The sequence below is a fragment of the Candidatus Protochlamydia sp. R18 genome (genome assembly GCF_000648255.1).
GTDB classification, from domain to species: domain Bacteria; phylum Chlamydiota; class Chlamydiia; order Chlamydiales; family Parachlamydiaceae; genus Protochlamydia; species Protochlamydia amoebophila.
This window is the reverse complement of sequence record NZ_BASL01000629.1, coordinates 13,002-36,862: the sequence shown is the minus strand read 5'-3', so window position 1 is coordinate 36,862 and position 23,861 is coordinate 13,002. Positions and strand designations below refer to the sequence as shown.

At 34.4% G+C, this 23,861-nt stretch carries 22 protein-coding genes, 2 tRNA genes and 1 pseudogene; 16 read left to right on the top strand and 9 right to left on the bottom strand.

Features of this window, described 5'->3' with window-relative positions:
- Both TY19_RS02760 and TY19_RS02755 read right to left on the bottom strand, forming a co-directional pair.
- A partial coding sequence (locus TY19_RS02760; RefSeq protein WP_148300619.1) for an IS3 family transposase occupies positions 1–426 on the bottom strand: 426 nt, incomplete at its 3' end.
- A 23-nt stretch (positions 427–449) separates the two neighbouring features.
- Positions 450–713, bottom strand: coding sequence for a transposase (locus tag TY19_RS02755; protein WP_042279945.1), 264 nt, complete (start codon positions 711–713; stop codon positions 450–452).
- A 54-nt stretch (positions 714–767) separates the two neighbouring features.
- On the opposite strand from TY19_RS02755, the gene TY19_RS02750 reads away from it, so the two are divergent.
- Positions 768–2,048: a hypothetical protein gene (locus TY19_RS02750; protein ID WP_042279943.1), complete on the top strand. Its 1,281-nt coding sequence runs from the start codon at positions 768–770 to the stop codon at positions 2,046–2,048.
- Positions 2,049–2,140: 92 nt separating this feature from the next.
- Complete coding sequence (locus TY19_RS02745; RefSeq protein WP_042279942.1) at positions 2,141–3,631, top strand: hypothetical protein; 1,491 nt, start codon at positions 2,141–2,143, stop codon at positions 3,629–3,631.
- A gap of 246 nt (positions 3,632–3,877) precedes the next feature.
- Here the strand turns inward: TY19_RS02745 and TY19_RS16120 are convergent, their stop codons facing one another.
- From TY19_RS16120 to TY19_RS19495, 4 genes and pseudogenes are all read right to left on the bottom strand, one after another.
- On the bottom strand, positions 3,878–4,039 hold the full coding sequence (locus tag TY19_RS16120; protein ID WP_158383111.1) for a hypothetical protein: 162 nt from the start codon (positions 4,037–4,039) through the stop codon (positions 3,878–3,880).
- 7 nt (positions 4,040–4,046) lie between these two features.
- Positions 4,047–4,505, bottom strand: coding sequence for a nucleotidyl transferase AbiEii/AbiGii toxin family protein (locus tag TY19_RS02740; RefSeq protein WP_042279940.1), 459 nt, complete (start codon positions 4,503–4,505; stop codon positions 4,047–4,049).
- A 208-nt stretch (positions 4,506–4,713) separates the two neighbouring features.
- Positions 4,714–5,001: a type IV toxin-antitoxin system AbiEi family antitoxin domain-containing protein gene (locus TY19_RS02735; RefSeq protein WP_148300618.1), complete on the bottom strand. Its 288-nt coding sequence runs from the start codon at positions 4,999–5,001 to the stop codon at positions 4,714–4,716.
- A 503-nt stretch (positions 5,002–5,504) separates the two neighbouring features.
- Positions 5,505–5,735, bottom strand: a pseudogene (locus TY19_RS19495) (transposase-like zinc-binding domain-containing protein); the annotation flags it as partial.
- Between the two features lie 368 nt (positions 5,736–6,103).
- Here TY19_RS19495 and TY19_RS02730 point away from each other — a divergent pair.
- A complete protein-coding gene (locus TY19_RS02730) occupies positions 6,104–6,466 on the top strand; it encodes a hypothetical protein (RefSeq protein WP_148300617.1) in 363 nt (120 codons plus the stop codon).
- Between the two features lie 82 nt (positions 6,467–6,548).
- On the opposite strand, the gene TY19_RS02725 is transcribed toward TY19_RS02730, so the two are convergent.
- Positions 6,549–7,595 carry a Fic family protein gene (locus TY19_RS02725; RefSeq protein WP_042279933.1) on the bottom strand — a complete coding sequence of 349 codons (1,047 nt, stop codon included), beginning with the start codon at positions 7,593–7,595 and terminating at the stop codon, positions 6,549–6,551.
- Positions 7,596–7,995: 400 nt separating this feature from the next.
- On the opposite strand from TY19_RS02725, the gene thrS reads away from it, so the two are divergent.
- From thrS to TY19_RS02680, 9 genes are all read left to right on the top strand, one after another.
- On the top strand, positions 7,996–9,927 hold the full coding sequence (thrS, locus tag TY19_RS02720) for a threonine--tRNA ligase (protein WP_039360996.1): 1,932 nt from the start codon (positions 7,996–7,998) through the stop codon (positions 9,925–9,927).
- A 3-nt stretch (positions 9,928–9,930) separates the two neighbouring features.
- Positions 9,931–10,683, top strand: coding sequence for a ParA family protein (locus TY19_RS02715; RefSeq protein WP_011176557.1), 753 nt, complete (start codon positions 9,931–9,933; stop codon positions 10,681–10,683).
- Positions 10,684–10,748: 65 nt separating this feature from the next.
- A complete protein-coding gene (locus TY19_RS02710) occupies positions 10,749–11,486 on the top strand; it encodes a CT583 family protein (protein ID WP_042279931.1) in 738 nt (245 codons plus the stop codon).
- Entirely contained in the window at positions 11,486–12,196 is a 711-nt protein-coding gene (gene ung, locus TY19_RS02705) for a uracil-DNA glycosylase (RefSeq protein ID WP_042279929.1), read from the top strand. The genes TY19_RS02710 and ung overlap by 1 nt, the downstream gene beginning before the upstream one ends.
- 114 nt (positions 12,197–12,310) lie before the next feature.
- Entirely contained in the window at positions 12,311–12,631 is a 321-nt protein-coding gene (locus TY19_RS02700; protein WP_039360988.1) for a hypothetical protein, read from the top strand.
- Between the two features lie 248 nt (positions 12,632–12,879).
- Positions 12,880–13,284 carry a hypothetical protein gene (locus TY19_RS02695; protein WP_042279926.1) on the top strand — a complete coding sequence of 135 codons (405 nt, stop codon included), beginning with the start codon at positions 12,880–12,882 and terminating at the stop codon, positions 13,282–13,284.
- A 1,072-nt stretch (positions 13,285–14,356) separates the two neighbouring features.
- Positions 14,357–14,956: a hypothetical protein gene (locus TY19_RS02690; protein ID WP_042279924.1), complete on the top strand. Its 600-nt coding sequence runs from the start codon at positions 14,357–14,359 to the stop codon at positions 14,954–14,956.
- A 49-nt stretch (positions 14,957–15,005) separates the two neighbouring features.
- Positions 15,006–15,254 (top strand): hypothetical protein, encoded by a 249-nt coding sequence (locus TY19_RS02685; RefSeq protein WP_011176551.1) that lies wholly within the window; start codon positions 15,006–15,008, stop codon positions 15,252–15,254.
- 8 nt (positions 15,255–15,262) lie between these two features.
- A tRNA-Pro gene (locus TY19_RS02680) sits at positions 15,263–15,337 on the top strand.
- Between the two features lie 182 nt (positions 15,338–15,519).
- On the opposite strand, the gene TY19_RS02675 is transcribed toward TY19_RS02680, so the two are convergent.
- Positions 15,520–16,908, bottom strand: coding sequence for an AlbA family DNA-binding domain-containing protein (locus tag TY19_RS02675; RefSeq protein ID WP_042279922.1), 1,389 nt, complete (start codon positions 16,906–16,908; stop codon positions 15,520–15,522).
- A 616-nt stretch (positions 16,909–17,524) separates the two neighbouring features.
- On the opposite strand from TY19_RS02675, the gene TY19_RS02665 reads away from it, so the two are divergent.
- The 3 genes from TY19_RS02665 (at position 17,525) to TY19_RS02655 (ending at position 19,297) form a co-directional block, all read left to right on the top strand.
- Positions 17,525–17,599, top strand: a tRNA-Pro gene (locus TY19_RS02665).
- A gap of 270 nt (positions 17,600–17,869) precedes the next feature.
- The gene (locus TY19_RS02660) at positions 17,870–18,463 is read left to right on the top strand and encodes a type IV toxin-antitoxin system AbiEi family antitoxin domain-containing protein (RefSeq protein WP_042279918.1); all 594 of its coding nucleotides are present in this window, start codon (positions 17,870–17,872) and stop codon (positions 18,461–18,463) included.
- Between the two features lie 45 nt (positions 18,464–18,508).
- A complete protein-coding gene (locus tag TY19_RS02655) occupies positions 18,509–19,297 on the top strand; it encodes a nucleotidyl transferase AbiEii/AbiGii toxin family protein (RefSeq protein WP_079979206.1) in 789 nt (262 codons plus the stop codon).
- A 375-nt stretch (positions 19,298–19,672) separates the two neighbouring features.
- On the opposite strand, the gene TY19_RS11525 is transcribed toward TY19_RS02655, so the two are convergent.
- Positions 19,673–19,981, bottom strand: a complete 309-nt coding sequence (locus tag TY19_RS11525) for an AAA family ATPase (RefSeq protein WP_226988469.1) — start codon at positions 19,979–19,981, stop codon at positions 19,673–19,675.
- Between the two features lie 403 nt (positions 19,982–20,384).
- On the opposite strand from TY19_RS11525, the gene TY19_RS02645 reads away from it, so the two are divergent.
- Positions 20,385–23,768, top strand: coding sequence for a CHAT domain-containing tetratricopeptide repeat protein (locus TY19_RS02645; RefSeq protein WP_042279913.1), 3,384 nt, complete (start codon positions 20,385–20,387; stop codon positions 23,766–23,768).
- Positions 23,769–23,861 lie beyond the last annotated feature (93 nt).

Below are 23,861 nucleotides of genomic sequence, written 5' to 3'. Positions count from 1 at the left end.
CACCATCTTAAGACTTTTCCTAGTAAAGTCATCCATAATTGTTAGAATCCGAAGGCGCCTTCCATTGGCTAATGCATCTGAAACAAAGTCAAGAGACCATCTTTGATTTGGCCTAGAAATCTCCTCAGGTCTTATTCTAGAACCTAAAGCTCTCTTTCTTCCACCCCTTTTTCTGATTTTGAGACCACTCTCTTTGTACAGTCGGTATACTTTTTTATGATTAATCTTTAATCCTTCCTTCTTCAGCAAGAGACAAATTCTTCGATACCCAAACCTTCTTCTTTCATGAGCTATCGAAATCATTTTATCCTTTACTTCTGTATCATTCTTCATTTTATGCTTATAGCGCCCAACAGACCTATCGAAAGCAAGTAAACGACAAGCTCTCCTTTGACTTATGCCATGGCGGATGGTTAGATCATTCATAGCCTTTCTCTTAGCCTGCGGGCCTACCACTTTTTTGACAAAAGATCCTTCAAAGCCACATTATCAAGAGCATAATCAGCTACAAGCCTTTTTAATTTCCTGTTTTCTTCTTCTAGAGCTTTTAATCTTTGTGCTTCAGATACACTCATTCCGCCAAATTTGGCTTTCCATGAGTCATAAGTAGCGGGAGCTATGCTATATTTACGACAAACTTCAGCTACTGCTGAGCCTGCTTCTACTTCTTTGAGTATTTGAATGATGTGTTCTTCTGAAAATCTTTTTTTTATTGGTTCGTTTCCTAAAATTTATTTATTTTAACACGAACCTCTATTTCTTCTTGGATGATTTTTAAGGGGCAAGGTCACCTTTTAGAAGTTCAAAAAAAAGCTGAGGATAACCAGAAAATAGCTGATGAAAAAATTAGCGAATTTTCTAATAACCTTTTTAAAGTTCAAAAAGATAATGATGAACTTAAAGGCCAAATTGAAGCCCTTAATGACAGGATTAAAGACCTCAATGAAGATAATGATAGTCTTCGAAATCAAATTGGAGAACAAAAACAGCAGATAATTGACCATGAAGAACAATTTTTAATTGTTAAGGGGAAATTAAAAACTACCAAAGAAAAATTAAAAGTAAAAACTAAGCAAATAGCAGAAATTCAAGAAACGCTTGAAAAATGCGAAAAAGAAAAACAAGAGCTTTCTAAAGCAAATACAAAGCTTGTTAACGAAAAGGCTGAACTTACCAATGAAAGAGATAGTTTAAAGACGCAATTAGAAGTTCTATGCAAGGAAAAAGCTGAACTTGAAAATAAAGAGAAAGTATATCAAGAAAAAATAGAGGGGCTCAGTGAAGTTTTAGATGCAACACTACAATGCCATTCTGAATTAGAAGAGAATAGTCAATTAAAAATTGCTAAAAAAACAAAAAAAATTGCTGAGCAAAAGCTTGAATGCCAAAAATATAGAAATGAAGTTACTTTGACTCAAAATGAATCAGCTAAAGCAAAAAAAGAACGAGATGAAGCTCTACGCAAGTTAGTTACAGAGCAACTAACACATAAAGTAACCAACTACAATTTCAATAAAGTTAACGCTGACTTGGAACAAGAGAAAACAGATCACGAGTTAACTAAAATTAATTTAGATATAACTAACGCTGACTTGGAACAAGAGAAAACAAGTCACCGTGCAACTAGATTTCATTTAAGCAAACGCAATTTTGAATTAAGAAAAATAAGAGAGTTAATTAGAGTAGAGTTAGAAAGCAAGCTGAAAGCTGATGAAAAAAGTGCCCAAGACCTGGCAATCTTAAAACAAATAGGAAATAACTACAATAAATTGGAAAAAGAGGCACAAGCTCAAAGAGATAAACTTAAAGAATTTATTTCGAGGCTTAGCAATATAAATTTGCAGGATCCTCAGCAATTTAAAAATTGGGTATTAAATTTAGCTAAGTTTGCTAATTTGGATAGTAAAGAACAAAAAGATTTAGAAATTAAAGTATCCCAAATTCAACAGCAGCTATCAAGCCCAACCGGCTTACTTTCATGGAAACATCTTGTATTACAAGTTTGCAATACATTGATTACAGCGGCAATCGCTAGAAAAGTGTGTTAATTAAAGAGCTGCTTTAGCTAAAACACAGGTTGGAAAAAATTCTAACCTGTTTTAATATTTATTATATCTTTGTTATGCAATGGGGTATCCATATGTTATATTCATCTATTGAAGCTCAGCAAGTTAGTGTTTTTTTTCAAAAACTTGTTGATCGTATGCAAGAAGAACTCGACCATCCTTCCCCAGAAAATGAAGTTGACCCTTCCGCAACGTTAGAAGATTACTGCCACAATTTTTTTCTTAAAAAAAATTATTCAGAAGGGCTAGAAGAACAAAATCAGCTGTTGCAAAAACTTATTTTGCAGCGAAAGATCTACCTTTTTAATTTGAAGAAAAAAAACTCTTTTAGTCATGCTGCTTGTCAAGAAATAGAAAGGGATTGCAGCAAAATTGATGAAAAACTTTCTACTATTGCTCCCCAAGTCCAGGATTTAGAAATTCAACAACAAGAATTTAAGCAAACAGTTGAAAAAACGAGTCTTATTCAAGCTGAAATACTCGAGACCATTAAGCAATGTCATGCAAAGATTGATGAAATAAGAGTGTATACCTCCATTCCCACTCAAGAAGAGCTCGCTGCGGGGAAAAAACAAAATCCTTTCCTTGCCATCATGCAAAACCACTGTGACTTGCTTTGTTCTCACATAAAAACTATGAATAAAATAAATGAGAGAAAGTTAGCTGATTTAGAGACCTTTGACACAGCCTTTGACGAGCTCTCTAGTGAATGTGATGTTCTCATGCAAAGCTCTTATGAAGAACTAGAAATTCTTAAGCAAGACATAAACCAGTCTCGGCAAGATAATGAAGAGTTTATAAAAGGCGTGGAAGAGCTTCAAAAAGATGGCAGACAGTTTGCAGAAAAAGTAGAAAAATTTAGTGAGGACACCCATAAATTAGTACAGGACGGCAAACAGCTTTCAGAAGAAGTAAAAGAACTTAGTGAAGACACTCATAAATTAGTACAGGACGGTAAACAGCTTTCAGAAGAAGTAAAAAAACTTGGTGAAGGCACTCATAAATTAGTACAGGACGGTAAACAGCTTTCAGAAGAAGTAAAAAAACTTGGTGAAGGCACCCATAAATTAGTACAGGACGGTAAACAGCTTTCAGAAGAAGTAAAAGAATTTAGTGAGAATACTTATCAGTTAGCACAAGATACCAAACAATGGCAAAAAACTGTAACTGCTTTGTCCCAAAAAGAAAAAAGTGCCGTAGAAATAATAGAAAATATTAAAAAAAAAGAATGTGAGATAAAAAAACTTCTTAATCTCTCCCCTCTGCAAAATGCCATGACTCCAACTTCTTCTACTTGTACAGAAGTAGTTTCCCAGCAAATAAACAAAAGAAAAATTATATTGCTTGGACCTATCAATAGCTTAATGGCTAGGCTACCCTCTCATAAAAATTTTTCAATTTCATTCTTAAATAAAATTTGTTTAATTTTTGCTTGGATTGGTATTTTTCAAATTGCTAACACCGTTCTTTCTTTCTATCGACCTAAAAAAAATCATCCTTCTAATCAAAAGGGAGCATTTTTTTCTGCTATTTCATCTTCTAAGAAAAAGCAAACCGATGAGTAAAAAATTGAAATAAACGAGCTCCTACTTTAGTAAGGCAGTGATATCGTGGCTATTATCGACATGAAATAGAACTAGGTATCACTACTTTACAGATTAAAGTTTTCACTTGTCGCTACCAACTCATCCGGTATTTAATTTCAGCCAATGGATAATCGTAACTATAATTTGAGTAATAATGATTGGTATGATTGGTAGGTCAGCAGAATTCTCTACACGTAAATTTTTTAAATACACGTTCCAAAAATTTTACACTTGTTTCATTTCATCCTCGGCATAGGTAGGTAACCGGAAAAGTAAGTGAGGTTTTTCCCAACGTTTAAATACTAAGCGTATAACGCCTTCTAGATTATAAAATAATGGCAATTGAGAAGAGGATATCATAGAATAAAGACCGTGAAAGTCTTTCATACGGCTATTAAATGAGCCCCAATAGATAATAGTTTCTAACTCTTCGGCAAAAATAAATTCCTTTGGACAACAGCTTCATATTGCCTTCAAAAAGGGCTCCTTTAGAGCATGTTGTAAGAAAAATTGTATATTCAATAGTATTAACAACATCTCCAAAACCAATATCGATAGCAACTTTAAATCGTGTCCGTCCGAAATAGGCGATCATCGATATCTCAGCTCTTGGATATCCTATATGGGGATGGGTAAGCGCGCTGACCTTAATCTCTTGAAAAGAAAATCCATCTTTGAGGTCGATGTTCACGATTTCTTCAAAAAGATTTTTTAATTCAACAATTTCATTACTCATATTTCTTGCAAGAAAATCCAAATCATTTGTTTCTCTCCCAATTTCGATATATGTGGAACGAAAAATACCGCCTTTCAAGACAAAATGTTTATGATGTTTTGAGTTAGCTAAACGCACTAAAAAGCATTCAAGGGTAAGTTTTTGCCAAAGGTCTGCAGGATCGCGTTTTTTTCTTTTGCGATAGTTCGTAGTTTAGCTTTGAATGATTTTTCCAAATCTGATGTCACATTGTATGGATAAAATGTATGGGGTTATGTTTACTCATAATGCCTTTGCATATGCCACCTAGTTTTTTAGGATCCGGATTGTATTTAGTACTTTGGAATTATTTCTGGATTGCTTTTATTGCAATTTCCTTACTCTGATAACGAAATGCGTCTACAATACAACGCTCTCTATCAAAAATGTGGGCGTTATATTCACCAAGCACAATTTCAATTTTCCCTAGCTTAACATTGCGCATTCTAATGATCCTTGTGTTGGGCCGTTTGGGAGGATGGAATTCGTGAGGTACGGCAATCCAAACCTCTCGCATAATTTGATCCGTCAAAACATAGTGACAAAGCGCAGAAATTAAACAAATAATTCCATCGGGAACACTAACTGCGATCAATGCCGAGTTTTCCCACTGAATTTCAACGTCGGGTTCATATTGTGAAAAGCGATAAGCTCCTGAATAAATCCTTTCTAAAGTTCCTTTTTTTCACTAAATAAGCCAGTTCCTGTCTTGGGACGTCCTGTTTCTCTGCATCTGCTACTGTGAACAAGGGGATGTTGATAAACTGCTTTAACTGTTTGATATATTTTGATTGTCTCATTCCACAAGTCTACAAAACCTACCCACTTAAGTCAACTGGGTTGAATTTGAAGAATTAATATAGGGAAAAAATATTTTCAAAGAGGAAGTTCCTGATTTTTATCACATGTTCTCTTCTAATAAACGTATTTAATTAGAGGAATATAAAAGCAGTATGACTACAAAAGCTTATTTAGATTCTTTGTACGTTCGAAACAAAAGGGTTACTGGAGAACATCTTGAGCCATCTGATCCTCGAGCATTTTCTCTTTCTCTCAACAAAAAGGGAAAAATCGTAACAAAAAAGCTCTGAAAATCGTTAAAATGAAATCAATAAAATCTAGCAGCCATGGCATCCTTACATCAAAAATTCTATAAACTCCATGAAGAGACACTCTTTCTCAAAGAGCTTCCTTTACACGTTTCTTTTTTGTTCGTTAATGATTTTAGCTTCATTATTTGCCACATTCTAAACAGCGAAAATTTTGCTTTTCATGTCTTGTATCGCCATTCTTCTTTATTAAGCCTGATCTGCAGTATGTACATCTCATTATTCTCTTCGCTTGAATTAAGACATTAGTCTATCCAATTAAATTAGTTTATTGAAATAAACTTACGTTTTTAATAACATCAATATTTTCTTATTTAGCCTTGATTTTATAAAAATAAAACCATTAATATAAATACCATAAAAATAATTATTTACACCTATAAAAACAATAAATTAAATAAAAAATTTGATTAAAAAGTTTTAGTGATTTATTATATTATCTATACAAATAACTTTTGTTATATTGATGAAAAATAGCATTTATAATGCAATTAATTTCTTTAAGTTAAATTTAAACATTTTTAAGAGGTAAATATTATGGGACCACTTCCATCTAATGAAACATTAACATCAGAGACTTTATTCAATTTGCTTCAAGCGCATGAAGAAATGAACGCAAGGATCACGAAACTTGATAATAACATTTTAAATTTTTTAGAAGCTCAAAAAATAGCTGAGGGTAACCAGAAAATAGTTGATGAAAAAATTAACGAGTTTGCTAATGAACTTTTTAAAGTTGAAGAAGATAACACTAAATTTAAAGGCAGAATTAAAGCCCTTGAAGATGATAATGATGTTCTTCAAAGCCAAGTCAAAGAACAAAATCGGAAAATATCTCTACATAGAGAAAAAACTCAAATAGCTGAAGAAAATTTAAAAACTAACCAAAAAGCTTTAGAAGAAATAACAGAGCAAATAACAGAAATTCAGCAAAAGCTTGAAAAATTATAAAAAAATTAAGTATTTTCTAAAGCAAATACAAGGCTTGTTAATAAAAAAGCGAGCTTACCGTCGTAAAAATGTCGTAAAAAAATTAATTTAGGCGATTTACTTTGTAACGAGATGCTTTTTTAATACCATCTTGAGAGATGAGTCCCTTTTCTATTAAATCGGAAAGATCTCGTTGCAAAGATCGTCTATTGATTCCCGGACAAAGCAACTCATAATCGCGAATTGAAAAGTTTTCTTTCCTTTCAAGCAAACAGTCTAAAGCCAGTTTTTGTCTTTTTGAAAGTTTGTATTCTAGCACCAAGATATCTAATTTCATTGCATGGGATGCTTTAAGCTGGATTTCATGCATTTGCGTTTCTAAAGCTTTAGAGAAATATTCAAGCCAGCAAGTCATATCCAGGTTGTTGTTTCTGACGGATTGAATGGCGTGGTAGTAGTCTTGTCGGTTTCGGTCGTAGTATTCACTAATAGTAAAAAGTTTCTTGAAGTCGTAACCCGATCGATAGAGACATAGCGTAGATAATAGCCGAGCTGTTCGACCATTTCCATCTAAAAATGGGTGTATATGAACGAGTTGAAACTGTGCAATCCCTGCTAAAAGTACTGGAGGAATAGCTTGTTCATTTTGTAGCCACTCCACCAATTCGGCCATAAAAATGGGGACTTCATAGGCTGCCGGTGGTGTGTAAATAATTTCTTTTGTTTTAGAATTAGCAACATAATTTTGAATGACTCTATATTGCCCTGGCTGAGCGCTATTTCCTCTGACGTCTTCGACAAGACGTCTATGAATCTCTCTAATTAGACCTTCTGTTATAAGTCCTTGTGAAAAGACATAATCTGCGACGAAATCGAAGGCTTTTCTATAATTCAGCAGTTCTTTGACATCCTCAGAGTCAACATCTGATATATTTTCGCCGGCTATAAGTCTTTCGGACTGGTCAAGGCTTAAATGCGTACCTTCTATATGGGTGGTGTGATGTGCTTCTAAAATTAGCGCACGCGCCTGCATTTTAGCTACCCAGCCTTTCGAAAGCTGAGCTGCTTCTAAAAATCCTCTTGTTCGCTCAATGGCCGTGAGTGCAGACGCAATAGGAATAGAAATGGTGAATTTTGGATGAAATGGCATTTTTTAAGACATTTTTTCCTTTATTGTGTCACAAAAAAACAGTAACTTGCAAGTTTTGTTTTGTTTTTACGACACTTTTACGACATTTTTTACGACAAACTTTTGCAAGGGGTATTTAAGAGTCGACTTCTTTTAAAATTTCAATAATTTGTTCTTCTGTAAAACTTTTCTTTACGGTGTTTTCCTTTTTTAAAGGATAGCATGATTTTCCTACTTTCTGTTGGACCTTTTTTGCGGGGCAATGTTAATGGTTGTTTACAAACTTCATTTTTTTTCCTTCTTCATGTAAACTCCTTTTTATACGAAATACCGAAATAAACTTGTAAATAAGAAGTCATTAGAAAGTAAAAATTGATTTCTGAAATTTGGTAAAATCAAAGTGATAAGGAATAACAAATCCATGTTTATTAAATTGAAAGATCAATCATCTTATGAAATGCCCTCTGGAAGCACAGCTAAAGATCTAGCAGATAAATTGAATTTGAAAGGGCCACATGAAGCTTTAGGAGCTTCTATCAATGGAAAAACAGTTGATCTTTCTTACCCTTTACAAGAAGGAGATCAGGTTATTTTATGGGGTTTTAATGATCCTGAAGGGAAAGAAATTTTTTGGCACACTTCTGCTCATGTTCTCGCACAAGCTATTTTACGTTTATGGCCAGATGCACAGCCAACTATTGGACCTCCTATTGAAAATGGTTTTTACTACGATTTTGCCAATTTGACCATTTCTGATGCCGATTTTGAAAAAATTGAAAAAGAAATGCAGGCTATTATTTCTGAAAATTTTCAAACCAAACGAGAAGTTATTTCAACAAAATCCGATGCATTAAAACAATTTCAGAATAATCCTTATAAGTGTGAATTGATTAACAGTTTTGAAGACGAAAGCACATTAACAGGTTATCGGCAAGGCGAATTTTATGATTTATGTCGAGGTCCTCATCTCTTTAATTTAGGAAAAATAAAAGCTCTAAAATTAATGAAAACAGCTGGAGCTTATTGGAGAGGAGATTCTAATAAAGAAATGCTTACGCGCATTTATGCCATTTCTTTTCCGGATCGAAAACTTTTAAAAGATTATTTGCATCAATTGGAAGAAGCTAAAAAACGTGATCACAAATTATTAGGGGCGAAATTAGATTTATTTTCCTTAAAAGAAGAGGCTCCTGGAATGCCTTTTATCCACCCCAAAGGTTTAATTGTTTGGAATCAGTTGGTTGCTTACATTAGAGAATGTCTCAGCCGCCACGATTATATTGAGATCAAAACACCAACAATGATGACAAAAGAGTTGTGGGAAATTTCTGGTCATTGGGGTAATTATCGTCAAAATATGTTTATCTCACAAATTGAAGATCGCGACTTTGCCATTAAACCAATGAACTGCCCAGGTTGTATGCTTTATTATAAAAGCCATACGCATAGTTATCGCGAACTACCTTTAAGGATAGCTGAAATCGGAAATGTCCATCGCTATGAACCCTCAGGATCTTTATCAGGATTATTTAGAGTACGTAGTTTTCACCAAGATGATGCTCACATTTTTATGAAACCGTCCGATATCCAACAAGAAATTTTAGGAGTACTGGCTCTTGCAGATGAAATCTATTCTACATTTGGTCTTTCTTATCGCTTAGAATTATCGACTCGCCCTGAAAAAAACACTATTGGTACTGATCACGAATGGGAAGTAGCGACAGCAGGGCTAAAAGGCGCTCTAGATGAAATGGGAAAAGAATATCGCATTAATGAAGGAGATGGGGCCTTTTATGGACCTAAAATTGACTTTCATATTCGTGACGCAATCAATCGTAGTTGGCAATGTGGAACTATTCAGCTAGATATGGCCTTACCTGAAAAATTTGAACTCGAATACACTTTTTCGGATGGAACTCGCCAGCGCCCTGTCATGATTCACCGAGCAATATTTGGTTCAATCGAACGTTTTTTTGGTATTTTAATCGAACATTATGTAGGTAAATTTCCTCTTTGGTTAAGCCCTTCACAAATCCGATTCATTACGGTCGCTGATCGCCACGAACCTTATGCAAGAGAACTTGCTAAACGTTTTAAAAATGCAGGTTTTCATGTTGACGTGGATAGCACCCAAGAATCTGTCAGCAAAAAAGTTCGTAATGCGCAACTGGCTCAATTCAACTATATTTTAACGATCGGGGACCAAGAAGTTGAACACAAAACAGCTAATTTAAGAACTCGCGATAATGTCGTCCATGGTGAAATTCAAATTGATGAATTTATACAAAAGTTAGAAATTGAAAAACAACAACGTCAATCCCATTCTCCTTACGCTTCAGCAGAAAGGAATTAAAAAATGAAGACAATTGCGATTAGCAGTTTTAAAGGAGGAACGGCCAAAACATCGACAGCTTTACACATAGGGGCTGCTTTGGCAAAGTTTCATAAGAAAAAAGTATTACTTATTGACTTTGATGCTCAAGCTAATTTATCGACAGGCTTAGGATTTGATCCTGATGAAAATGATAGTTTAGCTCCAGTTTTACTAGGTAATAAAACAATTTCAGAAGTCATTAGAAAAACTCTTTTTCCAAATTTAGACTTAATTCCTGCTGACACATGGCTAGAAAGAGTTGAAGTAACAGGGCAACTAGCTTCTGATCGTTATTCTCACGAAAAATTGCGAGACCTTATTGCTCCTCTTAAATATGATTATATTATTATTGATACTCCACCTTCACTTTGTTGGTTGACTGAGTCTGCTCTTATTGCTGCTCAACACACACTCGTTTGCATTACACCAGAGTTCTATAGTGTCAAAGGCCTTGAACGATTAAGTCAATTTATGGACAGTATTAGTCAACGCCATCCTTTAAACATTTTAGGGGTAATTTTATCATTTTGGAACGCAAGAGGAAAAAGTAATCAGGCCTTTTTAGAAGTGATAGAACGCGCTTTTCCTAAAAAGATACTACAAAATAAAATTAGGCGAGACATCTCTGTTTCAGAAGCATCTATTTTTGGTAAACCTGTTTTTGAAACCGACCCTGAAGGTCGAGCTGCTGAAGATTATCTAGCTGTTACGAAAGAAATTTTAAAAAGGCTTTAAATTATTTTCTCATGTAAAGCGGCTTTACATGAGAATTTTTATCATTTAATCATAAGGTTGTCATAATGGCCAATGTCAATTCCATTCTCTCTGAACGAGCAAAAAAATCTTCTCATAGTTCGAAAATGGCAGAAATGGCCAAACAATCTGCAACAGGAAATTTAACGAGTTTTTCAGGAATCTTTAGTGTGACTGAATTAAGTGATAAAGAAAAAATAAGTTTGGAGTTGTTATTAAAATCTTATGCCACAGAAAGCGACGATATTAAAAATGATTTACAAACATTAATCTCTCTTACTTCAGAAGTCAAAGCTATCAACAATCAAGCAGCTATTTTACATGGAGAGAGAATAAAAAAAGCGCATCAAGTACTCACCCGTTATCGTGATGGAGCATTTACGGCTTGGTTGATAGCTGCTTACGGCAACCGTCAAACCCCCTACAACCTCATGCAATATTATGAATTTTATGAGTCTATGCCAAAACCTCTTCGCCCTCAAATTGAATGGATGCCACGCCAAGCTGTTTATGTATTGGCGACCCGCTCTGGAAGCTTAGAAAAAAAACAAATCATCGTGGAAAACTACAAAGGGGAAACAAAAGCCGAAGTTTTAACTTTAATTCGACAAACTTTTCCATTGGACAATCAAGATAAGCGTCAAAAAAAAGTTGGAAAAGGCTTCATCCAAAATCTGGATCGCCTTTATAATCAGATTAAAAAGAATTCTCCCAACTTTACCTCTGCTCAAAAGAAACAAATTCATCATTTACTTGAGCAGATGCAAAATCTTATAGGTTATTAATGTTAGATAAGAACTGCACTCCTTTTATTTTAGAACCAAGTTGGCAAAAAGTTCTCAAACAAGAGCTTGAGCAACCTTATATTTTAAATTTAGCAAACTTTATTGAAAATGAATACGCCTCCTCTCCAAGCCCAATTTATCCTCCGCATGATTTAATTTTTAATGCATTTTATAATACTCCTTATGAAAAAGTACAGGTGGTTATTATGGGTCAAGATCCTTATCATGGCCCAGGACAAGCCCACGGACTTAGCTTTAGTGTCCCTAAGGGGATAAAGCCACCTCCTTCTTTGCAAAATATTTTTAAAGAATTACAAACTGACCTTCTCTTATCAATTCCTTCCCATGGTTGTTTGTTAAAATGGGCTAAACAAGGCGTTTTACTTCTCAATGCCACTTTAACCGTTAAAAAAAGTGAACCCATGTCTCATCATGGCAGAGGATGGGAGCAATTTACTGATGCAGCTATTCTTCAACTTATCAAACGCCAAGATCCTATTATTTTTGTTCTATGGGGAAAATCCGCTCAAGATAAATGTCGTTTTTTAAAAGAATCTGTCAATATTAAGCGTCATTATATTCTCACTGCTGCACATCCTTCTCCCTATTCAGCTGCCAATGGTTTTTTCGGTTGTCGTCATTTTTCTAAAATTAATGCTTTACTCGAACAGCAAGGCAAATGCCCTATTGATTGGAGTCTTGATAATTAGAATGAAAAATAAATACCTATACTTCCATTCGACAAAATTAAAAAAAGAAAAAATAAGCTTGCCTTGAAACTCTTGAGTACCTAAAAAGAAAAAAAGTGTACTTTGGAGATTATCATGGCATATTCAGAATTTTGCAGAGAAAAATTCTTTCCATATAAAATTGAAGGGCAAACCCGTCCTTTTATTGATCGCAATCTCCAAATTCAACTTCCTGGGGTCACTTCAAAAGAAGAAAAATCTAAAAATTACAGCCCTATTTATGCTTATTTTTCCTCTACTCTTACTAAACAACCCTCTTTTGCCCAAACTAAGGAAATTGAACTTCAAAAAGTTATGCAAGAAGCGGAACTGTCTTACGCAGCCTGGAAAAAAATGCATGAACAAATACTTCAAGCTGCAAAAAGCTATTTCTCGTCTTCTAGTAAAGATTCCTAAAATTTCTGTTATTATTTTTTAAATTTTTAATTCCAAATTTTGTCATTTTTTTGGCATTGAGTTTACATTTATTTATTTTTCATTAAATTTTCAAAAACTGAAACATTTAATTACTAATTAATAAAATTAAATTTATAATATAGTTATACCGTTTGTTGGCTAAACAGTAAATTTAGTTTATATTTTTAATATATAGTTAGTTTAAAATTGGAGTGACCGAAGGAAAATAAATAACTCTTAGGTGGGAAATGTTAATTGAAAAAGATATTCAAAAAATATTGCATCAATTGGCCGAAGGAAGTGGAATCCAGATCCCAGTGGAAGGATCGGATATTAATATACGTTTTTTAGACAACGATTCTAAATTATCCTTATCTTCTTCCGTTTATCATGGGGGCAATTACATTCCTTCTAGTGTAAGGGATTGTTTATCCCATAAATCCCCATTTTCCCACCTTTCTTCTATATACACATATTTGTTTATTGATGAACAACGCTATCAAATTTATCTCCATTATTTAGGGCATGCGAATATTCTTAATCTGGAAGAACTGAAAAACTTATTAGAAGAATTCAATGCGATTGCTGAAAAATGGCGCTTTTATTTAGATGAGCATGATAAACATGATTTGATTCATGTAAGAGTTAAATAATTAAAAATCAGTCTGCAAGATTTATTATTCTATTTTTTAAAAGGATAACCAATAGCAATTGAGCTAAAATATCAAAATTAATAAAACGGCAATAATAAAAACTCCAACAATTGCATAGCGACGTTTACCTTGCAAAATCTAAAATGGAATGACTTCAAACCATACTAGGCAAAGCAGAAGATAGGCTATTTGACAAATGATTATCTGACTAAAAAGCAATAAGGTGTAGCCAACCTAATAATTTTAAAATCTAGGGATTTTGCCTGATAAAGAAATTAACTCCTTTTAAATAGAGCGATTTGCTACAGAAATTGTCACAAAATGAACTAATAACATCCAAATCCTTGACCTATTAAAAAAAAGAATAAAAAATATCTTTTTCTCTTATTTAGTCTAGTTAAAAGGAATTGAAAAATTAATTAATCGGAAAAAAGGGAATGTTAGGTCAAGGCTACAAAAAAACTTTAAAAGCTAGCATGAGTGCTCCTAATGGACCAAGTCTAGTAACCATGTGAGACAACAGGTATTTCATAATCCAAAATTTATTTTGAGGATAAAACAACTACATGAGAAGTTTGCCAATGGAATTTTCCAAATTTCTTACTCTTACATGAAAAATATTACTGCTTTTTAGCTGACGAGAATTGTTTCTTTATCAATTTTATAGGATTCAAACGAGTTGGCGAAAATTTTTCATAATAAACTTTTTTAATTCTCTACCTCTTTACTTAGCTTTGAACAAACTCAGAAATTTTTCTTCCCTAAAAAGAATTAAAGCTATCCCTAAATTAACTAAAAATTTTACCTCTACCAAATCATAAAGCGCTTCTGAACGATCTGTTTTAATAATTAATTATTTTGTGCTAACTAATTCAAAGACAAAACCTTTATTGAATACCTATGCCTTTTGATATACACGAAGTCTTTAAACATTAAAAATAAATATTATAATTTAGCATTCCTGACTCATTTGATAATCCATTTGTAAATAAATTTAATAATTTTCTTTATTCATATAAAATGTTAATCTCAAAAGTAAAAATCATTATAATTTTTATTTTGTAAAGATAATATGTTAAATAAATGGATTTATCTATTCACTATCTTGATATTAGGCTTACACAAATCTATATATAGTCTAGAAAGCGAATCTTATTATCAAGTTTCCAGAGAAGAGCACACTTTTTCAACAATTTTTGACATGACTTGGCAGAAACAGCCTGTTGGAACTGTTGTAAAAAGTGTTTTTCATTTAACTACCGAATATGACTTATATAATCGTTTTGGATTATATGAAGCAAAGGGGATTTGTCGACTCATTAGTCTAGGAACTTTTTTTAGTTGGGGTACAGCTATCGACTTATTTGATATTGATAATCGCCTCATTGGTTTTATTGAAGGAAAGTTTTTTACTCAAGAAGCAGCCCAATTTAATTTTTATAACGAAGCTAAAAAACTTATAGCAATAGCAATTTTATATCCGAAAGATAAACAATTTAAAATTGTAGATCCTATCTACCATCATTTGATTGCTTCGTTAACTTACCAAAAAACAAATGATAATATGGATTTAATTGCCATCTATAAACCTAAAAAAATTCCAGCCCCTTATCTCAAAATTTTTTCTGCTTTTGCCTGTGATGCAAACGAATATTTGATCAAGATTGACTAGAATGATTATTCCATTTATAATATTGACCATTTTATAGGTTAAAATCACCATGGATATAGCTGAAAATAATGTTGTTCGATTTATTAGCATTACAAAGAAAAAAGATGGTATGTTCGCTAATTTCCGCGTAAAAGGAATGAAAGGAGGAGTGACATTTAGCTCTTCTATTAGTGTAGATATTAGTCAAGCCAATGTACATGCTGGAGATCCTTTAGAAAAAATTATCGAAGAATGTGGACGTATAGCAGTCAGAATGTTCGAAACTAAACTCCAATTTGAAGGTCTCATCAAAATATAATCTTTTATCTGGGTGTAGCGCAGCTTGGCTAGCGCACTTGCATGGGGTGCAAGGGGTCGGAAGTTCAAATCTTCTCACCCAGATTCTTTTCATTCAATTACTTAAGGGCAATCTCAAATAGAATGCTTTTTGTATTTTTAAGCCTGCGTGGCGGATATGTGGCGGGTAATATCACTTAAATTGAAGTATTAAAGAAACAAAATTTTCTTAGAGTAGGCTTTATTTTAATTTTGGTAAGCAATAAGAGCTATTGATTATAGGAAAATTAATTGATTAATTGCCATACAATCGCTCGTCCTTTCCCTTTTGAGGTTAATAATTTTTTATCTCGCAAAATGGCAAGGTCATATCTTAAAGTGCGCTCAGGAATTGATTCGGAAAGTTGTTTAAAAATTTCGCGAAATGATAATTGTTGCCCTGGTTGGAATAAAGCTATTATCGCTTTCTGTCTTTTAAGTAAATCATGAAGGGGTTTTTGCTCTGTTTTTCGTAATTCTTTGATAAATGTTTTTTGATGAGGGTAAAATGTCACACGTACAGCTGCCCCTAATTCTATCCATTCTGGCATTGGATAATTCTCAGATTTGCATTCTTCTACACAACGTCTATAACCACTTCCCCAAGCTTCCATAAGTTGTAATTCATGAAATACTCGTGCGATCACTCGATTGCGTACTCGGCTCACTCCCATCTTTAGATCTTCCATAGTAAATCCAAAAGGAAGCATTCCTGGGTTTTGGATTTCTAAACGATTATTAAAAATGGCGATTTGAATATGAGCTCCCTTAATGGAATAATCGTTATGAACAAGCGCATTAATTAATACTTCCCGGATAGCTACAGGCGGATATTCAGTAATATCCTTACGACGAATTCCTTCAATTTGAGCAGTTAATCTTGTATTACGAGCGATAAATTTAGGAACGGATTCAATAGCATCTAAAATGGTGCCTTCTATTTCCAAACGATCTAAAATATTTGATTTATTATCTCCTATAAACCGAGCACAGTTTACCTTTGCATCCGGGAAATAGTGGTTTAATTCGTTAATTTTGCCAAACAAAATAAGCCCGCCTATTGAAGGAACTAAATTTCTAGCATATGGAACTAATATGCCTAAAGATTGTAATTTATCTTTGTTAATGTGTTTGCCTCGACTTGCGAAGATTTGCTCAATTTTTTCTAAATTTAAACTATCTTTTGTCAAATCAGGCAAAGGCTGTTGATCAAAAGAAAGAGATAAAAAAGAGCGCTGCAATTCATCTAATAACTCTGGTCCAGCCGGACGGCTTGTTGATCCTAAACGAATATAAACCCCCTTAGGTATTCCCTCTTTTTTAAGATAAAAAGGACCTTTCCAATGAGCCACTTTTATGATTAATAAATCTTTTCCTTCAATGGTGGTGATTTCAATTTCTGGAAGAAGAGGAGGATGAATACTGTCTGAAATTGCGTTAGCAAGCCTTTCTTCTTCCTTAAAAATATTTTTTATTCCGGTAATAACTCTCGATGTAGAGCATCCAATAATGATAATTCCTCCCGCCGTATTAGCAAAAGCAACAATAGTTTTAAGAATAGGCGTTAGGGAAGAAAGGTCGCTTTTAAATTCTAATATCTTTGATTCAGGCTGTTTAATAAGAATTTCAATATCCATAAAACCTACTTTATTTTTCTAAAATTATGCAAAATCCGGCAAAATCCGGCAACACATTTGCCGGATTTTGCCGGATTTTGTTATTTGATTTAAGAAATTGAGTGAAAAGAGGAAAAGTTTTTGATTAAATTTTGATTCAATTAAACATCTGTAAAGTATTTATTATTATTTCAAATCTCTGAGAATGAAAGGAATTTATAGGGCTGAAGTTAAAACTGTAGGAAAAATGGAAAAACTGGTTAGGCTGTGTAAGCTACGTGGTTTTATTTTTTAATCTTCTAAAATTTATGGAGGATTAAGCAATTTTTGGGATTATAGCCCTCTTGGTGTCGAACTAAAACGAAATGTGAAAGATGCTTGATGATACGATATTGTGCGGGCTCCCCACTAGGAAATTGGTGGCAATCTTGAAATTGTTTGGTGCTGATTGTTCAATTATTATGAATCCTAAAAATGGAGAGAAGACCATTATAAATAGTGTCTTCATAGCGCTAGATGATCTTTGCATGGAAGAATTTAGAAAGACTTATGAGCTAAAAACAATCAACGCATAGGCAGTCAGAATGTTCGAAACTAAACTCCAATTTGAAGGTCTCATCAAAATATAATCTTTTATCTGGGTGTAGCGCAGCTTGGCTAGCGCACTTGCATGGGGTGCAAGGGGTCGGAAGTTCAAATCTTCTCACCCAGATTCTTTTATATCAATTACTTAAAGGCAATCTCGTTGAGATTGCCTTTTGTGTTTTTAGCGCAGGTGCAGGTGGTAGATAGGTGGTGAATGATGCAATCCAAGATATGAGGTATTTATGCTAAATCTCTCTAACAAAAAATTTATATTTTTTGGAGACTGTCTATTTCTTTTGATTATTTAAGGGAAAATATGAATAAAGACTATTCCCTCCTAAAAATATATAAAAACTACCCATTTGACTGAATTGGGTAGATTTTGTAGAATTAAGTTATGAGACATTCAAAATACGCTAAACAGCTTGAGCCTTTTCAACATATTCCCTTCTTCACAGCCGAACAAGCTGCTGATCTGAATGTGCCAAGACACGCCATCGCTTATTTAGTCAAAAAAGGTATCTTAGAAAGAATTTACCCAGGGACATATCGCTTTAGCGAGTATGAACCTGAAGTGGACTTTCAATGGGAAAACTTAGGGTTAATAGCAGCGAGTATTCCAGAAGGAGTCATCTGCCTGATTTCTGCTCTTTGCTACTATGAATTGACAGATCAGGTAATGAGAGAAATTTGGATAGCTATTCCTCATGAATCCTATGCTCCTAAAAGGCCAAATACAAAAATCATTAGAATGCGTAACATTTCTCTGGGAAACAGTGAAATTGTTTTAGGGGAATATAAGGTAAAGATTTTTAATCAAGAACGTTGCATTATTGATGCTTTCCGCTACCTTAGTAAAGAAATCGCTATCAAAGCTCTTAAAAATTACTTAAAAAATACTGCCAATAAGGCAGATCTGAAAAAATTGGGCGCTTATGCTAAAAAATTACGAGTGGATATCACTCCTTACATCTTATCTTGTACGACATGACAGACAACAGACTTAGAAAAATCATTTAAAGCTAAACTTAGAACTATCGCAAAAGAAAAAAATCGAGATCCTGCCGATCTTTGGCAATCTCTGACATTAGAACGCTTCCTTGTCCGCTTAGCTAGTTCAAAATATCGTGCTCAATTTGTATTGAAGGGCGGTGCCCTCCTGTCTAGACACCTAGAAATTGGCAGAGAAACAACCGATTTGGATTTTTTAGCTAAAAAAATCAGCAATCAAGTCTCATCTTTGCAGGTTGTTTTTGAAGAAATTGCGGGGATCGACCTCAATGATGAATTCATCTTTAAAGAAGTCAAGGCTAGCGAATTAACCCATCCTCACATGGGTTATCCAGGCGTTGAAATTTCTATAATGGCTTATTTTGGTCGTACACGATTTAAGGTCGCAATAGATATCGGCTTTGGAGATATTGTTGAGCCTATTGAATATAAAATTAGACTCACAAATTACTCAAAAGGTGATTTTTTTGAAGACAGCGTCGAACTAGCTTGCTATCCGAAAGAATTCATCTTTGCTGAAAAGTTAGAGACTATCATATACCGAGGATCTTTCAATAGTCGTATGAAGGATTTTCATGACATCTATTCTATGATAGCATTATCTGCACTTCCCTCATTTAAGAGCCTAGAGAACGTCATTCAGATTGTATTCGAACATCGAGAAACAAAGTTACTTTTGCCCATTTCTTTTCAAGAGAATGAAATTATCCGTATGCAAAGTTTTTGGAGTGAGTATTTAAAAAATTTACGCAAAGAGAATGTTGAAGCTCTTCCGTCATTGTTTTCGGATCTCCTAACAAAAATCAATCGGTAGCTTAAATTGAACACCAAGTTGATCTAAAAATATCGAACCGATATAAGAAACCTTTTGGTATCGATTCATCATTATCTTTAGCCGATAAAAGTATAAGGCTACCAGCTTCAATAAATGAAAAATCATGAAAATGGAGCACCGCAACGTCGCATTTCACCACAGCACATTTAGGCTCAAGAACAGCGACTTGAATTTTTTTCCTTTGTGATCTACAACGTCAATACTAATAGGAACCAAGCGAAACGAAATGGGAGAAGGGAGAGTTCAGTTTCCTTCATTTTTGTAGCGGTCATTGAAATCAATTCATGCTTTTTCTTAACACAATATTCCGCATCCAAAGCACCCTTTAAAGCCATAGCCCCTCTCGCTCGATCCTTATTCATTATGCCCAGTGTGATAGACGATGAGTACACAGCATGAAAAAGGAAGTCTTATGTACATGTCGATAGAAAAAATAAATTTGTTCATGTCTTGAGTTTTATTTTCATCTCCACCACCAAAATTTCGTGCTAGAGTGTCAATAACAATAAGTGCTGGTTTACCATGTGCTATTGATAGATTTCTAATTGCTTCAGAAACTATCTTTGCATGGTTTTCATCCATAAATTGAGCGGGTTGTTTGCTAATAAACAAATCTTCTACGATCAAGTTATGATACTCACTCCATTCAACTTTTTTCTCAATTCTTCTTTTAATTGAAAAACGACATTTTCTGTTAGTGAAATAGAGTTATCACCGTATAAGCACAGTTTGATTAAATTCAAATTTTTCCATTAATTCAGGATTTTTCCAATGATGGTCATCCCAATTTTTTTATATATTTTAAAAAATCCTGACCCCACTTGCTCTCCTAAACCTGTAAGTTGAAGCATTTTTTGCAAATTTCTCAAATGCAACAATCGCTAACAACTCCAAGCAAAACGTCTCCTCGTAGCACTTTTAACCATTCAGCATTGCAAAAATCTGACATTACCCCACAAAAAAGTTCCAACAGAAAGTAGAAAATCATGCTATTCTTTAAAATCTGGCTATTTATTTTTAAAATAAAAATATTTTTAACATTTTATTTAATTGAAGAGTTGAGCTTATGCATGTAGAGTCAGCTAAATTTAGCACACCCTACTATCTTCACTATCCCCATCTGCCCACAATATCCCTAGTAGATCATGTAAAAGGTTTAATTGAGGCGTATAAAACAAAATCCAATCCAGAAGAGGATATAGCCATCAGTGCCAAACTACTCCTTGAAGAGATCAAACAATTAGAAGACATAGGTGTCCAGCGTGAATGTTTATGCCGCTTGCTAAAATTGGAGATAGAAGAGATCCAAAATTTAATAGTAGAAGAAGTAGCGCTTCTTTTTGATTTTAAAACGCTTTTCTATGACATTCAGCATGATCAAGCTCAACAGTTAATTCATCTTGAAGAAATCATCAGTGAAATCATGGAAGCAAAGTTAAAATCTAACGAACTTAATTTTGTAGTTTCTATCTGCGTGCTATATCAAAGTGTACTAGAGCATCTCTGGTTGCTTCCCCATCTCGAATTTGGCAATCACTGCGCTAACCTCCTAATTCAAAATAAAAACGCTATTCTAAGCAAGATGGAGCGCTGGAAAGACAGCCTTGATCAATTGGCTAGCGAGGAGAAAATTAGTCGTTTTATTCCAAAAAATTTAGAAATGGCTATTTTAAGGCTTTTCGAACCCTTACTTGAAGATGTTGCAAAAGAAATTGAGGAACAAAAATCTGTCACTCATAAAAGCGGAGAAATATCTTTAACACTTTTAGAAATCATAGCAGATTTTTACAGGATCCAAAAAGATTTTCCTCGCGCCATTTTCCATGCAGAAATTCTTTTAAATTTTTTAATACAGGAACTTCCGAAAACATCCCAGAAAGAAGAGTTTCTTGTTAAAATCATGCACATTCATGGACATCTGGCAAGATGGTATCAACTTCTTAACGAGTATCCAATGGCTATTGATTACAATAAAAAGGCATTGAAAATAGCGCGCGAGTTGGATGATCCTTATGCCATATTTATTTATTTAAGGAATATGGGTAAAATTTACTTGGAGCTAGGAGAAGGTGGGCAAGCGCTTCCTCTTTATGGAGAAGCTCAAGTTATCGCCAAATCGCTACAAGATCCTAAAAGTGAAAGCCTAGCTTTTGTCGATCTTGCACATGCTTATCTTGTCATTGATAAAAATGATGAGGCAATTTCATGTTTTCAAGCTGCATTGAATTTGACAGAAGACCAGTCCACACAAGCCTTGATTTACACTGGAATAGGCCAAGCCCATGCTAACTCTCAACGCTATCAGCCAGCTGAAGAGGCATATCAAAGGGCACTTAAGATTCTTCCACAAAATAACTTTCTTGCCGAAATAAAAATTCATGGGGACTTAGCCGCTTTTTTTAATGATTTTAGCCGATATGGAAAAGCTATTTCCCAGGCTGAAAAAATCTTAGGGCTACTCCAACATCCATCAATTCAAAAAGAGGATTCGGAAGCAATTAGGCCTAAATTTAATGCTTTAACAGTACTTGGAAGCATTTATGGTAATATTGGAGATTACAAAAAAGAACTTGATTATAAAATGCAAGCTTTAGAGATTGCTAAGAAAGCATATTTTTTTCCAGCTTTTTTGGGAATAGCATATGCCAATTTAGGTAGTACATATTGCCATATGGAAAATTATCCTGAGAGTATAAGGTATTATATCAAAGCATTAGGAATGATAAAAGAGGCTTTTACACGAGCCAAAATTTTAGTAAATTTAGGACAGACTCTTTTTCTCTCCATTAGGTTTGCTGACGCAATTAAATATTATAATGAAGCAAATGCGATCGGCAATTCAGAGATAAAAAAATTTAGCTTCAATGGCCTAGGTTTATGCTATGAAGCCATCGGAAATAAAGATGAGGCAATAAAAAGCATCGAAAAATCTATTTGTTTATCTCAAGCGTCAGGAGATCGCCACAGCGAAGCGATAAGTTATTATCATTTAGGACAACTATATAGAAAGTCTGATCCTAATCTAGCAGAGATGAGTTATCGCAAAAGCATTGAAATTTATGTTTTATTACATCAAGAGTTAAAAAATCATAGTCACTGGCAGATTACCTTTTTTGAATCGCAAGTGCTGCCGCTTTTAAGACTGGAAACCCTTCTCTTAAAGCAAAAGAGAATTGAGGAAGCTCTGCAAGTTACAGACTTTAGACGCTCGCGCGCTTTAGTCTCTGCCCTTACAGAAAAATTCAAGTGTCAAAAGGACAACTCATTGCCTTTCGGAATCACAACCCGAAAAATGCAAGCTACAGCCCAAAAGCTGAACACTTGCTTTATTGTTTATTCTCTTTCTCCTGAAGACATGAACAATATAATCGTTTGGATTATTCCTTCTCAGGGCAAAATCATCTGCCAGAAGCTGCCTCTTGGAATTTTGACAGAAGAGGTTAAAGCAGCAACACAGATTTTTCAAACCTTTCCTTTTATTGCTGAGGCAAGAACTATTGAAACACCATTGTCAGATTTTCTAGAAGAACTAACTCGAGGAGAATCTAGTGATAGTCTTAACACAGAAACTTTGAAAAATTTTAAAAATCGCCTTAGGAATTGGTATGAAATACTTATTGCGCCAATTGAATCTTATCTTCCTAAAGACTCTCAACAAGTGGTGACCATTATTCCCGACAGTTATCTTGCTCAAATACCCTTCGCGGCATTTTTAGACAAAGAGGGAACCTATTTGATTGAAAAACATCCACTTTCGATTGCTCCCTCGATTGAAGTCCTAACATTATTGGATCAACTGCCTAAAGTTTTTCCCAAAGATTCTCTCGTCATTGGGAATCCTATCACATCTGAACGCAGCCTAAAGTTTGCGGAAAAGGAAGCTCAAACAATTGTCGCTCCTCTACTTGAAACAGCTCAAGAAAAAATCCTCTTACAAGACAAGGCTACTGTTCATGGCGTCGTCGGGGGAATGGTAGATGCACGCTGGATTCACCTTGCCTGTCATGGATCGACAGGCAAAAAACTTGATGAAAAAATTGATCCCCATTCTGTTTTCGAAGGGCTTTTCAAGCTTACCTCCGATGAAGAGCATCCTCAAGGATATCTTTATGCACAAAAGATCGCGATGCTAAGTCTTCGAGCAGAGCTGGTTTTTATGAGCGCCTGTTTCTCTGGCAGGGGCAAACCTCACGGAGAGGGAATTGTCGGCCCTGTTTGGTCCTTTCTCGCCGCTGGAGCGTTGTCAACGATTGCAACTTATTGGCGACTGCCAGACACAGAGTTGACGCTTCAAATGGTCGAGGCGTTTTATCGCCACCTTTTAGGCATAGGGATGGAAAAACTCAATAAAGCTCAAGCCTTACAAAAAGCCACGCTAGTAGGCATTGAGCAAGCACGAGAAAGGCCTGATCGATGGGGAGCTTTTTTCTTATCAGGACTATATGAATAAATAAGTTAAAAGAATTTTCACCTTACCTAACTAACTTATAGTCAGAAAAATGGTTTATAAAGATTTCAGCTAAAATTGTATTTTCAACTATAC